This window comes from Curtobacterium sp. MCLR17_036, assembly GCF_003234445.2.
Classification (GTDB): domain Bacteria; phylum Actinomycetota; class Actinomycetes; order Actinomycetales; family Microbacteriaceae; genus Curtobacterium.
Genome location: NZ_CP126269.1, coordinates 3383990 through 3397933 on the forward strand (window position 1 = coordinate 3383990; position 13944 = coordinate 3397933).

General features: G+C 69.9%; 9 protein-coding genes. 6 read left to right on the forward strand and 3 right to left on the reverse strand.

All coding sequences use genetic code 11. The annotated features are described in order from the left end of the window. The first annotated feature begins 63 nt into the window (after positions 1-63). Positions 64-1233: a hypothetical protein gene (locus tag DEI99_RS15960; RefSeq protein WP_146247058.1), complete on the forward strand. Its 1170-nt coding sequence runs from the start codon at positions 64-66 to the stop codon at positions 1231-1233. A gap of 99 nt (positions 1234-1332) precedes the next feature. Here DEI99_RS15960 and rpoC read toward each other — a convergent pair whose 3' ends face one another. The 3 genes from rpoC to DEI99_RS15975 all read right to left on the reverse strand — a co-directional run bounded on the left by rpoC (position 1333) and on the right by DEI99_RS15975 (position 9687). Further along, positions 1333-5214, reverse strand: coding sequence for a DNA-directed RNA polymerase subunit beta' (gene rpoC / locus DEI99_RS15965; RefSeq protein ID WP_284180889.1), 3882 nt, complete (start codon positions 5212-5214; stop codon positions 1333-1335). Positions 5215-5258: 44 nt separating this feature from the next. After that, a complete protein-coding gene (gene rpoB / locus DEI99_RS15970) occupies positions 5259-8747 on the reverse strand; it encodes a DNA-directed RNA polymerase subunit beta (protein ID WP_111040840.1) in 3489 nt (1162 codons plus the stop codon). 370 nt (positions 8748-9117) lie between these two features. Then, on the reverse strand, positions 9118-9687 hold the full coding sequence (locus DEI99_RS15975; protein ID WP_111040841.1) for a hypothetical protein: 570 nt from the start codon (positions 9685-9687) through the stop codon (positions 9118-9120). Positions 9688-10029: 342 nt separating this feature from the next. Here DEI99_RS15975 and DEI99_RS15980 point away from each other — a divergent pair, with 342 nt between their 5' ends. From DEI99_RS15980 to DEI99_RS16000, 5 genes are all read left to right on the forward strand, one after another. After that, on the forward strand, positions 10030-10872 hold the full coding sequence (locus tag DEI99_RS15980) for a spermidine synthase (protein WP_111040842.1): 843 nt from the start codon (positions 10030-10032) through the stop codon (positions 10870-10872). Positions 10873-10969: 97 nt separating this feature from the next. Beyond that, entirely contained in the window at positions 10970-11698 is a 729-nt protein-coding gene (locus tag DEI99_RS15985) for a DUF4064 domain-containing protein (RefSeq protein WP_111040843.1), read from the forward strand. Between the two features lie 151 nt (positions 11699-11849). Continuing rightward, positions 11850-12680: a hypothetical protein gene (locus tag DEI99_RS15990; RefSeq protein ID WP_111040844.1), complete on the forward strand. Its 831-nt coding sequence runs from the start codon at positions 11850-11852 to the stop codon at positions 12678-12680. Next, positions 12677-13168 (forward strand): SprT-like domain-containing protein, encoded by a 492-nt coding sequence (locus tag DEI99_RS15995; RefSeq protein ID WP_111040845.1) that lies wholly within the window; start codon positions 12677-12679, stop codon positions 13166-13168. Before DEI99_RS15990 ends, DEI99_RS15995 begins: the two co-directional genes overlap by 4 nt. 47 nt (positions 13169-13215) lie before the next feature. Further along, positions 13216-13911, forward strand: a complete 696-nt coding sequence (locus tag DEI99_RS16000; protein ID WP_111040846.1) for a CGNR zinc finger domain-containing protein — start codon at positions 13216-13218, stop codon at positions 13909-13911. The last annotated feature ends 33 nt before the right edge of the window (positions 13912-13944 follow it).

Genomic DNA, 13944 nt, shown 5'->3' on the forward strand with positions numbered 1-13944 from the left:
GGTTGTGAACAGATCGTTTCAGGGTCTGGACAGCGGCCGCGCCGCAGTTGCACCATGTCCGGCATGACAACGTTCCACATTTCAGCAGGTCGGTCACACCGGCCGCTCGCCATCGCCGCCGTCCTCGTCGTGCTCCTGGCCGTCATCGGGTTCGCCACACCCGCCCGAGCCGCTGTCACCGTGCCCATCCTGACCGCCCGGGTGGCCTCCATCGTGCACAACGACGGCACGGTGACGCTCGCCGGCACGGGCGACCCCGGCGACCGCGTGACCGTCCAGCCGTCGGACGGAGCAGCCGTGGACGCCCGTGTCCGCACGGACGGCTCCTGGCGCGCCGTGACCCACGTCGACGACTTCGGCGACCACACGTTCACGGTCTCCGACTCGATCGGCTCCCCGCAGCGGACCGTCCGTGCGACGACCAAGCCCGTGACCTGGCTCGCGATGCTCATCACCCGCGAGGGCTGGAACCGCTCACTGAAGGTGTCCTCGCCCGGTGGGTTCGAACCGGGCGCGCGTCTCGAGTTCAGCGTCGACGGTGCACCCTCTGGGTCGACCGTCGTCGACCGCGACGGGAAGGTCGCGCACCGGATCACCGGGGTCGGCTTCGGCAAGCACACGCTCACCACCGTCCTGCGGTTCGACGGCGCCGAACAGCTGCGGGTGAACGCCACCGCCGACCAGAACGCCGACCCGAGGATCGACGACGTCGTGGTGGACGCGGTCGGGCACACGGTCCACGTCTCGGGCCGCGGCCCGGCAGCGACCCAGATGCGCTTCGTCGACGAGTCCGGCGCGCCGTGGTCCCTGGTCGACGGCGACACGGACTGGATCGAGAACACCGACGGCACCTGGGAGGCCGACCTCGCCTACCCCGCCGACGGCACCCGTTTCATGGGGATCATCGCCGAGGTCCACGAGGACGGCAAGCTGGTCGGGTCGGCGACGTCGGGCGCGATGATCCCGTTCCCGACCACGGCCACCGTGGACCGGTACGCGCCGCGGAAGCTGGTGCTGTCCGGGTCGGCGGAACCGAACGCCCGACTGTCGTTCACCGACGCCGACGGTGCGCCCGCGACGGACGCCGACGGGAACGCCGTCGAGCCGCGGGTCCCGGGGCTCGGCGGGTGGACGGTCACGCTCGACCCCCGTCGGCTGGCCGGGGGGACCGTGACCGTGCACGCCACCGGTGACGACGGCCCGCTGGGCTCCGCGACGGTCACCTACCGCTGACCGGCGGCCATCGCTGACCGCGGAGCGACAAGCGGAGCGACAAGCGGAAGGGCCCCGCATCCTGGTGGATGCGGGGCCCTTCCGTCGAGCTCACTCGGTTCAGTTGTACGTGCCCGGCGTGAAGTCGTCCGACGAGAAGCTGTCGAAGTCGACGAAGCTCAGGTCGGCGTCCGAGAACGACGAGTCGTCGGAGAAGATGCGGTTCGGGTACCGCTCCGCCTTCGCCTCCTCCGTCGCGTTCACGTCCACGTCGCGGTACCGGCTGAGGCCCGTCCCGGCGGGGATGAGCTTACCGATGATGACGTTCTCCTTGAGGCCGACGAGGTGGTCCTGCTTGCCCTCCATGGCCGCCTGCGTGAGCACGCGGGTGGTCTCCTGGAAGGACGCAGCGGACAGCCACGACTCGGTCGCGAGGGACGCCTTCGTGATGCCCATGACCTCCTGGCGAGCCGAGGCGGTCTTGCGACCCTCCTGCAGCGCCGCACGGTTCAGCGCGTTGTAGCGCGACCGGTCGACGAGCTCACCCGGCAGCAGGTCGGTGTCGCCGTGGTCGACGACGGTGACCTTGCGGAGCATCTGGCGGACGATGACCTCGATGTGCTTGTCGTGGATCGGCACACCCTGCGAGCCGTAGACGTCCTGCACACCGTTGACCAGGTGCTTCTGGACCTCGCGGACGCCCTTGACCCGGAGGACTTCCTTCGGGTCGACGGTGCCGGCGATGAACTGCTCGCCGAGCTCGACGTGCTGGTTGTCCTCGATGAGGAGCGTCGCACGCTTGAGCACCGGGTAGATGAACGGCTCGTCGCCGTTGTCCGGCGTGAGGATGATCCGACGACCCTTGTCCGTGTCCTCGACCACGACGCGGCCGGGGGCCTCGGCGATCGGGGACGCGCCCTTCGGCGTCCGGGCCTCGAAGAGCTCCGTGACACGCGGCAGACCCTGGGTGATGTCGTCGGCCGAGGCCGAACCACCCGTGTGGAAGGTACGCATCGTCAGCTGGGTACCGGGCTCACCGATGGACTGAGCGGCGATGATGCCGACCGCCTCACCGATGTCGACCAGGTTGCCCGTGGCGAGCGAACGGCCGTAGCACTTCGCGCAGACACCGACGGCCGACTCGCAGGTCAGGACCGAGCGCACCTTGATGCTCTCGACACCGGCAGCGAGCAGCTTGTCGATGAGGACGTCACCGACGTCCTCGCCGGCCTCGGCGACGACCGTGCCCTTCGCGTCCACGGCCTCGGTGGCCAGGGTGCGGGAGTACACGGTGTTCTCGACGCGCGGGTCGCGGACGAGCTTGCCGTCGGCGTCCACGGTCGCGATCGGCAGCTCGAGGCCACGCGTCGTACCGCAGTCGTCCTCGCGGATGATGACGTCCTGCGAGACGTCCACGAGACGACGGGTGAGGTACCCGGAGTCCGCGGTACGGAGCGCGGTGTCGGCAAGACCCTTGCGAGCACCGTGCGTGGCGATGAAGTACTCCGCCACGGTCAGGCCCTCGCGGTACGAGTTGATGATCGGGCGGGCGATGATCTCGCCCTTCGGGTTGTTGACCAGACCACGCATACCGGCGATGTTGCGGACCTGGAGCCAGTTACCACGAGCACCGGACGACACCATGCGGTTGATGGTGTTGTCGACCGGGAAGTTGTCGCGCATCTCCTGCGCGATCTCGTTCGTGGCCTCGGTCCAGATCTTGATCAGGTCGGCGCGACGCTCGGAGTCGGTGATCAGACCCTTGTCGAACTCGCCCTGCACCTTGGCGGCCTGGACCTCGTAGCCCGCGATGATCTCCTTCTTGCGAGGAGGCGTCACGACGTCCGACAGGGCGACCGTCACACCGGAGCGGGTGCCCCAGTAGAAGCCGGCGTCCTTGATCCGGTCGAGCGCGGCGGCCGTCTCGGTCTTGGAGTAGCGCTCGGCGAGGTCGTTGACGATCGCGGAGAGCACGCCCTTGTCCGTGACCTTCTGGACGAACGGGTAGTTCGCCGGCAGGGTCTCGTTGAAGAGCGCACGCCCCAGGGTCGTCTCGAGCAGCACGGTGTCGCCCTGCTCGTAGCCCTCGGGAGCTTCACCCTCGGCGAAGTGGACACCCGTCATGCGGATCTTCACCATCGCGTTGAGGTGCAGCGTGTGCTGGTCGTTCGCCAGGATCGCCTCGGCGACCGACGAGAACGCACGGCCCTCGCCCACGGCGCCCTCGCGGACGGTGGTGAGGTGGTGCAGACCGATGATCATGTCCTGTGCGGGCAGGGTCACCGGGCGGCCGTCGGACGGCTTGAGGATGTTGTTCGAAGCGAGCATCAGGATGCGGGCCTCGGCCTGGGCCTCGACCGACAGCGGCAGGTGCACGGCCATCTGGTCGCCGTCGAAGTCCGCGTTGAACGCAGCACACACGAGCGGGTGGAGCTGGATGGCCTTGCCCTCGACGAGCTGCGGCTCGAACGCCTGGATGCCCAGACGGTGCAGCGTCGGCGCACGGTTCAGCAGGACGGGGCGCTCGCGGATGATCTCCTCGAGCACGTCCCACACCTGCGGACGCGAACGCTCGACCATGCGCTTGGCCGACTTGATGTTCTGCGCGTGCGACAGGTCGATGAGGCGCTTGATCACGAACGGCTTGAAGAGCTCGAGCGCCATCTGCTTGGGCAGACCGCACTGGTGCAGCTTCAGCTGCGGGCCGACGATGATGACCGAACGGCCCGAGTAGTCGACGCGCTTGCCGAGCAGGTTCTGGCGGAAACGACCCTGCTTGCCCTTGAGCATGTCGCTCAGGGACTTCAGGGCGCGGTTGCCGGTACCCGTGACCGGACGACCACGACGACCGTTGTCGAACAGCGCGTCGACGGCTTCCTGCAGCATGCGCTTCTCGTTGTTCACGATGATCTCGGGGGCACCGAGGTCGAGCAGGCGGCGGAGACGGTTGTTGCGGTTGATCACACGACGGTAGAGGTCGTTGAGGTCCGACGTGGCGAAGCGGCCACCGTCGAGCTGCACCATCGGGCGCAGCTCCGGCGGGATGACCGGCACGACGCCGAGCACCATCGCGGCCGGCGAGTTGCCGGTGGCGAGGAAGGAGCTGACGACGCGCAGACGCTTGATCGCGCGGATCTTCTTCTGGCCCTTGCCCTCGGCGATCTGCAGGCGCAGTGCCTCGGCCTCGGCGGTCAGGTCGAACGCCTCGAGCCGCAGCTTGATCGCCTCGGCGCCCATGTAGGCGTCGAAGTAGATCCCGAAGCGGTCCTGGAGCTCGTGGAAGACGGCGTCCTCGGGCTTGAGGTCGCCCACCTTGAGGTTGCGGAAGTCCTCCCACACACGCTCGAGACGGGTGATGTCCTCGTCGAACGACTTGCGGACCTGGGACATCTCCTTCTCGGCGGTGTCCTTGGTGCGGCGCTTGACGTCGGCCTTGGCGCCTTCTTCCTCGAGCGCTGCGAGGTCGTCCTCGAGCTTCTTGAGGCGGTCGGCGATGATCGAGTCGCGCTGGCCCTCGAGGGTCTTGATCTCGAGACGCATCTCGTTCTCGAGACCCGGCATGTCCGCGTGACGGCCCTCTTCATCGATGTCGATGATCATGTACGCCGCGAAGTAGATGACCTTCTCGAGGTCCTTCGGCGCCATGTCGAGGAGGTACCCGAGACGCGACGGGACGCCCTTGAAGTACCAGATGTGCGTGACGGGGGCGGCGAGCTCGATGTGGCCCATGCGCTCACGACGGACCGAGGACTTGGTGACCTCGACGCCGCAGCGCTCGCAGACGATGCCCTTGAACCGGACACGCTTGTACTTGCCGCAGGCGCACTCCCAGTCGCGGGAGGGACCGAAGATCTGCTCGCCGAACAGACCGTCCTTCTCGGGCTTCAGGGTGCGGTAGTTGATGGTCTCCGGCTTCTTGACCTCGCCGTACGACCACTGACGGATGTCCTCGGCGGTCGCGAGGCCGATCCGAATGGCGTCAAAGGAAGTTGCTTCGAGCAATGTTCTTCTCTCTTGCTGATTCAGGCTTCGATGTACGGGCGGGATCAGATGTCGTCGACAGAGGACGACTCGAACCGCGAGGAGATGTTGATGCCCAGCTCTTCGGCGGCGCGGAAGACCTCGTCGTCCGTGTCGCGGAGGCTGACCGCCTGGCCGTCGGCCGAGAGGACCTCGACGTTCAGGCAGAGCGACTGCATCTCCTTCATGAGGACCTTGAACGACTCGGGGATGCCGGGCTCCTGGATGTTCTCGCCCTTGACGATCGCCTCGTAGACCTTCACGCGGCCGAGGATGTCGTCGGACTTGATCGTCAGGAGCTCCTGGAGGGCGTAGGCGGCGCCGTACGCCTCGAGTGCCCACACCTCCATCTCACCGAACCGCTGTCCACCGAACTGCGCCTTACCACCCAGCGGCTGCTGCGTGATCATCGAGTACGGACCGGTCGAACGCGCGTGGATCTTGTCGTCGACCAGGTGGTGCAGCTTGAGGATGTACATGTAACCGACCGAGACGGGCTCCGGGAACGGCTCGCCGGAGCGGCCGTCGAAGAGCTGCGCCTTGCCGGACGAGCCGATGAGGCGCTCGCCGTCGCGGTTCGGCAGGGTCGAGTCGAGGAGGCCCTCGATCTCACGCTCGTAGGCACCGTCGAACACCGGGGTGGCGACCTTCGTGCCGGGCTCGGCGCTGCGCGCTGCCTCCGGCAGGTCGGCTGCCCACTCCTGGATGCCCTCGACGTTCCAGCCCTGCTTGGCGAGCCACCCGAGGTGGATCTCGAGCACCTGACCGAAGTTCATGCGGCCGGGGACGCCGAGCGGGTTGAGGACGATGTCGACCGGGGTGCCGTCCGCCAGGAACGGCATGTCCTCGACCGGCAGGATCGTCGAGATGACGCCCTTGTTGCCGTGACGACCGGCGAGCTTGTCACCCGCGGTGATCTTGCGCTTCTGGGCGATGTAGACGACCACGCGCTGGTTGACACCAGATCCGAGCTCGTCGTCGCCGTCCTGCGCGTCGAACACCTTGACGCCGATGATCGTGCCCTCTTCACCGTGGGGCACCTTGAGCGAGGTGTCGCGGACCTCGCGCGACTTCTCGTTGAAGATCGCGCGGAGCAGGCGCTCCTCGGCGCTCAGCTCGGTCTCGCCCTTCGGCGTGACCTTGCCGACCAGGATGTCGCCGGGGCGGACCTCGGCACCGATGCGGATGATGCCGCGCTCGTCGAGGTCGGCCAGCAGGTCCGGGCTGACGTTGGGGAGGTCACGGGTGATCTCCTCCTTGCCGAGCTTCGTGTCGCGGGCGTCGACCTCGTACTCCTCGATGTGGATCGAGGAGAGCGTGTCGTCCTTGATGAGGTTCTGCGACAGGATCATCGCGTCCTCGTAGTTGTAGCCCTCCCACGGCATGAACGCGACGAGGAGGTTCTTGCCGAGCGCGAGCTCGCCGTTCTCCGTCGCGGGACCGTCGGCGATGACCTCGCCCTGCTCCACACGCTCGCCCGCCGAGACGACCACGCGGTGGTTGTAGCTCGTGCCCTGGTTCGAGCGGTCGAACTTGCGCAGGTAGTAGGTCTGCGTGCCGCCCTCGTCGAGCTGCAGGGTCACGGCGTCGGCCGAGACCTCGGAGACGACACCGGCCTTGTCGGCGGTGACGACGTCGCCGGCGTCGATGGCCGTGTAGCCCTCCATGCCGGTGCCGACGAGCGGCGACTCGGAACGGAGCAGCGGGACGGCCTGACGCTGCATGTTCGCACCCATGAGGGCGCGGTTCGCGTCGTCGTGCTCGAGGAACGGGATGAGCGACGTCGCGACCGACACCATCTGGCGCGGGGAGACGTCCATGTAGTCGACCTCGTCCTTGGCGACGAGTTCGACCTCGCCACCCTTCTTGCGGACGAGCACCTTGTCGTCGGCGAAGTGGAAGTCGCTCGTCAGCGGGGCGTTGGCCTGCGCGACGACGAAGTCGTCCTCTTCCGAAGCGGTGAGGTAGTCGATGGTCTTCGTGACCTCGCCGTTGACGACGCGACGGTACGGGGTCTCGATGAAGCCGAAGGAGTTGATCCGACCGAACGAGGCGAGCGAACCGATCAGGCCGATGTTCGGGCCTTCCGGGGTCTCGATCGGGCACATGCGGCCGTAGTGCGACGGGTGGACGTCGCGGACCTCGACGCCGGCACGCTCACGGGACAGACCACCCGGGCCGAGGGCCGAGAGACGACGCTTGTGCGTCAGGCCCGCGAGCGGGTTGTTCTGGTCCATGAACTGCGACAGCTGGGACGTCCCGAAGAACTCCTTGATCGCGGCGACGACGGGGCGCACGTTGATCAGGGTCTGCGGCGTGATCGCCTCGATGTCCTGCGTGGTCATGCGCTCGCGGACGACGCGCTCCATGCGGGACAGACCGGTGCGGACCTGGTTCTGGATGAGCTCGCCCACCGCGCGGATGCGACGGTTGCCGAAGTGGTCGATGTCGTCCACGTCGAGGCGCAGCTGCACCGGCTCGCCGTCGCGGACGCCGTCGATCGTGGTGCGCTCGGCGTGCAGCGACACGAGGTACTTGATCGTCGCGACGATGTCCTTGACGGTGAGCACCGAGTCGGACAGCGGGGCGTCGATGCCGAGCTTGCGGTTGACCTTGTAGCGGCCGACCTTCGCCAGGTCGTAGCGCTTCGGGTTGAAGTAGAAGTTGTCGAGGAGCGCACGCGCGGCCTCGGCGGCGACCTGCTCGCCCGGACGGAGCTTGCGGTAGATGTCCTTGAGCGCCTCTTCCTTCGTCAGGACGGCGTCCTTCTCGAGGGTCGACTCGATCGAGGCGAAGCCCTGGAACTCGTCCATGATCTCTTCGCTCGTCAGGCCGAGGGCCTTGAGGAAGACCGTGACGGACTGCTTGCGCTTGCGGTCGATGCGCACGCCCACCTGGTCGCGCTTGTCGATCTCGAACTCGAGCCACGCACCGCGCGACGGGATCACACGGGCGGAGTAGATGTCCTTGTCGGAGGTCTTCTCCTGCTGGCGCTCGAAGTACACACCGGGGGAACGGACGAGCTGCGACACGACGACGCGCTCGGTGCCGTTGATGATGAACGTGCCGCGTTCGGTCATGAGCGGGAAGTCGCCCATGAAGACCGTCTGCGTCTTGATCTCACCCGTCATGTGGTTCATGAACTCGGCGTTGACGTACAGCGGGGCGGCGTAGGTCTTGCCGCGCTCCTTGCAGTCGTCGATCGAGTACTTCGGGTCCTCGAGCTCGGGAGCCGTGAACGAGAGCTGCATGGTCTCGCCGAGGTCCTCGATCGGGGAGATCTCCTCGAAGATCTCCTCGAGGCCGGAGTGCAGGGCGAGGTCGGTGCGACCCTGCTCCTGTCCCTCTGCGAGACGGGCCTTCCAGACGTCGTTGCCGACGAGCCAGTCGAAGCTCTCCGTCTGGAGTGCGAGCAGATCAGGAACCGTGAGGGTGTCCGTGATCTTGGCGAACGAGAGTCGCGAGTGGTTGCGACCGTTCTTGGGGTTGGTGGATGCGTTGGGCGCAGCAGCCAAGGGTGTGACCTCCGTAGGCCCCGTCGGGCCGACACTGACGAAGCAGTGTGTAGGTGAGTGGATTGATCGCTCGGCGATCCCCGAAGAGTCCGTGCCCTGTGACCACGCCGACGCGTGCCGGACGCAGGACGTCGGTGCACGTGTGGGATGATCTCCGTGAGCGGTACCCGCCGCCATATACGGGTCCGGCTGCACCAGGGCGGAGAAGAACCTGGTTGTGTGGACCAGGCTCAGAGGACTCTGCGTCGACCGCAATATGACGACACGGATGCCAGGGAGCGCGAACTGTCATCATAGGTCGCGTCGGAGCGTGCTGTCCAGTCCTGGCTTGACCGGATTCGGCGCGGGCGTGTATAAGCCTGCCACCTGCTCAGCCGACGCGTCCGCGCGCGACGCCCGCCGCGCCTCCAGACCGGCCATGCGGCCCCGCCAGTGCACGGAGGACGCCCTCGGGTCGGCGGCTGCGCACGAAGGTCCGGCGACCGCGGTCGTCGGTGAACTCGATGCCCGGCCCCGGCGTGAGGATCAGCGCGCGGACGCCGCGACGGAACCGCAGACCGACGCCGCCGTACGTGGCGGCGTCCGCCTCGACGAGGCGCACGGCCGCGATGCGTCGACGCGGGATCCGGCGGGGCGGCAGCGGTCGGAAGTGCAGGACCACGTGGTCCGCGGTGACGGTGCAGCCGGAGCGGGCGAGCAGCAGCAGCAGGCCGACGACCACGCCGAGGACCCCCGGCAGCACGAGCGCGCTCTCCGGGGCCTCGCCGGGCCAGCCGAGGACCGCTGCGGTGAGCGCCGCGCCCGCGACGAACAGGACGGCGCCGGTGGCGCGCATCCAGGCCGGGGCCGGTTCGCGGTCGGTGTGGACGGGTCGGGGGACGTGGACCGCCCGCGGGCGGGCGGCGCGTGCGGTGGGCACGCTCATGGTGTCGGCGGTCATGCGGGTCTCCTGCGGACAGGGCGTGCTGGTGCTCGACGGCCAGCGCTCGCGGGTGACCGGAAGGGGGCGTGCCGGGCACGCCGACGGCGCGCACGCTCGAGCGGTGGGGGCGCTCACGGGCACGTCGTGGTCGCGGGGAGGACGGACGCTCGGGGTGTGGGGCCCCGGGCCTCGACGCTCTCGGCGCGACGACTGTGGCCAGAATACCGAGCGTTGCTTGGCATCTGCTGTCCGTCGGTGGTCGCCCGGGAGGCCCGCCCTGCGTCCGCCCCGCAGGTCTCGGCGGGACCGTGGTCGGCACCGTGATCGCGGCGCGTCCGCCGGTGGTGTTCGATTGACGACATGGCTGATGCGTTCGACGGGTTCCGGATCGGTGCGGGGCACTCCGTGATCGAGCCGGACCGGCACCGTCCCGGTTCGTTCACGCTCGTGGTCGACGGCACCCCGCAGTCGCACGTCGACCTCGACGACCCGACGCACCTGGCCTTCGAGTACATCCGCCGGATCGGGCACGCGATCGACCTGCTGCCGGACGGGCCGATCACGGCGCTGCACCTCGGCGCCGGTGCGCTGACGCTCCCCCGCTACGTCGCGGTGACCCGGCCGGGCTCGCGCCAGCAGGTCGTCGAGCTCGAGCGCGACCTGGTCGACCACGTCCGCGAGGCCCTGCCGTTCCCGCGCGGGGCCTCGATCCGCGTCCGGTACGGCGACGCCCGCGAGGTCCTGTCGAAGCTGCCGGCCGGCCTGCACGGCACGGTCGACCTGGCCGTCGTGGACGTCTTCGGCGGGTCGCGGATCCCGGCGCACGTGACGAGCGTCGAGTTCTACCGCTCGGTGGCCGAGTTCCTGTCGCCGACGGGCATCGTCGCGGTCAACGTCGCCGACGGTGCCGGGCTGGCCTTCGCACGGGGGCAGGCCTCGACCCTGCAGTCGGTGCTGCCGTCGGTCGCGGCCGTCGCGGACACCGGGATGCTCAAGGGACGGCGCTTCGGCAACATCGTGCTGCTCGGCTCGCCGACGGAGCTGCCGGTGGCGGACATGCCGCGGCGGTACTCGTCCGACCCGATGCCGGCGAAGGTCGTGCACGGCGCCGAGCTGCGGGCGTTCGTCGCCGGGGCGCCGATCGTGACCGACGCGACCGCGGTGGCGTCGCCGGAGCCGAACCGGAGCGTGTTCGGGGGCTGACCACCGGCGTGACCCGGGTTCCGGACAGCGGTGGGGGCGGCTGTCAGGATGGACAGCACGACCGTGCACGAGCACGACCGAGCGATGGGAACCCCCGATGACGAACGACGACCGGAGCAACGAGGACCGCGCGGGCGACGGCCGGACGCCGGACTGGAACGGTTCGCCGCAGCAGCCCGCCGCCGACGCGCCCCGCTACGGCGAGCGCACCGACGCGGCACCGGGCTCGGCGCCGCAGTACGGCGAGCAGCAGTACGGCCAGCAGCAGTACGGGCAGCCCGAGCACGGACAGCCCCAGTACGGACAGCAGTACGGGCAGCAGCACGACCACGGGCAGCAGCAGTACGGGCAGCAGCAGTACGCCGCGGCGCCGACGCACGACGCCGGAGCGCCCTCGTGGCAGGGCTACGAGGAGCCGAAGGCCAAGAAGAAGACCCTCGGCGTCGTCGCGTTCGTGCTCGGGCTGCTCTCGCTCGTGGTCGGGGTCATCGGCGGCTACCTGCTCGGTTCCGGCCTCGTCAGCGGCGACGTGATCGACACCCTGCGCCAGGGCGCGGACGGCTCGACGCTCGACCAGTCGGACGTCCAGCAGCAGCTGCTGAACGACCCGGCGGTCCGCGCACAGCTCGTCACCGCGTTCGCCGTGATCGGTGTCGCGGCGCTGCTCGGCCTCTGGGCGCTCGTCCAGGGCATCATCGCCGCCGTGACCAAGCGCGGTCGCGGGTGGGGCATCTTCGCGATCGTCCTGGCCGTCGTGGCGACGATCGCCACGTTCGTCGTCTACATCGGTGTGGTCGCTGCTGCAGCGGCCGGCAGCGTCTCCTGACCGAGACCGTCCCGGACGGCCCGTCGTGCTCCGGCACGGCGGGCCGTTCAGCTTGCCAGGCCCGTCGGCGCACCGGTACCGCGCCCGGCCTGAGCAACCCCGAGCGCGTCGCACCGTCGGCTCCCGGCGGAGCGCGGCTACCCTCGAACCGATGTCCCTCCCGCCCGATGACCGTCAGCAGCCCGACCCGTCCGACCGATCCCGCGAACCGCGCCACGCGGCTCCCGTGACGGCCGGGGTCAGCCCGGGCAGCACCTTCGCGCCCATCAGCCTCCGCCCCGCGGTGGACGCGGACGCCGTGCACCAGCGCCTCCGCGACCTCGGGCAGAGCCGCAGCACCGACGCCCTCGCCGAGCGCGCGGAGCTCCTCCGCCTGCTGGGCCGCCTCGACGAGTCGCTCGTCGTCGCCGAGGAGGTCTTCCGCCTCGCGATGTTCACCGGGGAGCGCCAGGACAAGGTCGCCGCCCGCATCCGCCGTGCGCACGTGCTGCACGACCTCGGTCGGCACGAGCGCGCCGCGTCCGAGGCCGCCCTGGCACGCGACACCGCCGCGACCGAGGAGTGGCCCGAGCTCGAGGGCGCCGCCGCCGAGATCGAGGGCTGGTCGCTGTTCGAGGTCGACCGCTTCGACGAGGCCCGCGCCGCCCTGTCGCGTGCCTACCAGGCCTTCCGCCAGGCCGGCGCCCCGTCCGAGCGCACCGACGCCCTGCGCACCGCGGTGGAGGCCGCGATGCGCGCGTCGATCTCGAACCCGACGGAGTCCGCCGACAAGCCCCGGACGGCGCGGGAGATCGCCGCCCGGCGCTCCGAGGACGACGAGCCGACGACCCGTGTCGCCGAGCCGGTCAAGCAGGTCCCGCCGATCCGTCGCCGCGTGCTCGGCGCCCCGGACGCCGCACGGACCGAGGCGGACGACATCTGGGGCCGGATCGCGGCCCGGGCGGCGAAGAAGGGCCAGGCCGACCCCCGCGCCGAGCAGTGACGGCCCTCGACGCCGTGCGGCTGCGCGCCGAGGAGCTCATCGCGGAGCACCTCGGCACCGGCACCTGGACGTTCGGGTTCGACCACGCGAAGACCCGGGCCGGGCAGTGCGACTTCGCCCGTCGGCGCATCACCGTGAGCCGGCACCTGGCGGCACGGTTCTCCGACGACGACGTCGAACAGGTGCTGCTGCACGAGGTCGCCCACGCGCTCGCCGGGCCCCGAGCCGGCCACGGAGCCGGGTGGAAGCGGACCGCGAGCGCCCTCGGCTACACCGGCTCCCGCCTGCACGACGGCCCGATCGCCAGCGAGCTCGCCCCGTGGATCGGCGTCTGCCCGGCCGGGCACGAGCACTTCCGCTACCGCACGCCCACGCGCCAGCTGGCCTGTGCGCGGTGCTCGCGACGGTTCGACAGCCGCAACGTCATCGCGTGGCGCCGCCGGACCGCCGCCGACGCCCCGACGACGGTGTCCGCGGCTACCGCATGACCCACTCCGCGCTCGGAGGCGCGCCGGTGAACCGTTAGCCTGGCCTGATGCACACGGGGCAGCACATCCGCACGGACGCCGGATCCTCCTGGTTCTTCGACGCCGGTCGGATCGCGCTCGACTTCGCCCACACCGGCGGCTTCGCGGACGACCCGGACGGCCGCCGTCCCCGGTCCCAGCTCGGCGAGCTGCTCGCGAGCCCGGCCGACCTGGACGAGTGGCTCGGCGACCACACCGAACCGATCGACGCCGGCGCGAGTGCCCGTGAGCTGCAGGACGCCCGCGCGCTCCGCGCCGCCGTCGCACGCCTCGCCACCGCGGCGGCACCCGCCCCGGCGGCGACCGCAGCCGACCGCACCGCCGTCGCGGCGGGCCTGCGCGCCGGGACCGGCCGGACGCGCCCCGCGCCCGACGACATCGACACCGTGAACCTGTTCGCCGCCCTGCCGGACGTGCCCCCGAGCCTCCCGGGTGGCCGCCGTCGCGCCGGGGCGAACCGCGTGCGCCTGGCCCAGGCCCTGTCGAGCGTCGCGCGGGACGCGGTCGCGCTCTTCAGCGAGGTCGGCTTCGACGACGTCGAGGCCGACGGCCGGCCCACCCGTCTGAGCCGCTGCTCGGCGGACGACTGCGGGCTCGTGTTCTACGACTCCTCGCGCGGCGGGACCCGACGCTGGTGCTCGATGCAGCGCTGCGGCAACCGGGCGAAGGTGCGGGCGCACCGCGCCCGTCGCGCCGCGGCCTGACCCGTCGGGACGCCCCCGGAACGACGAAGCGGC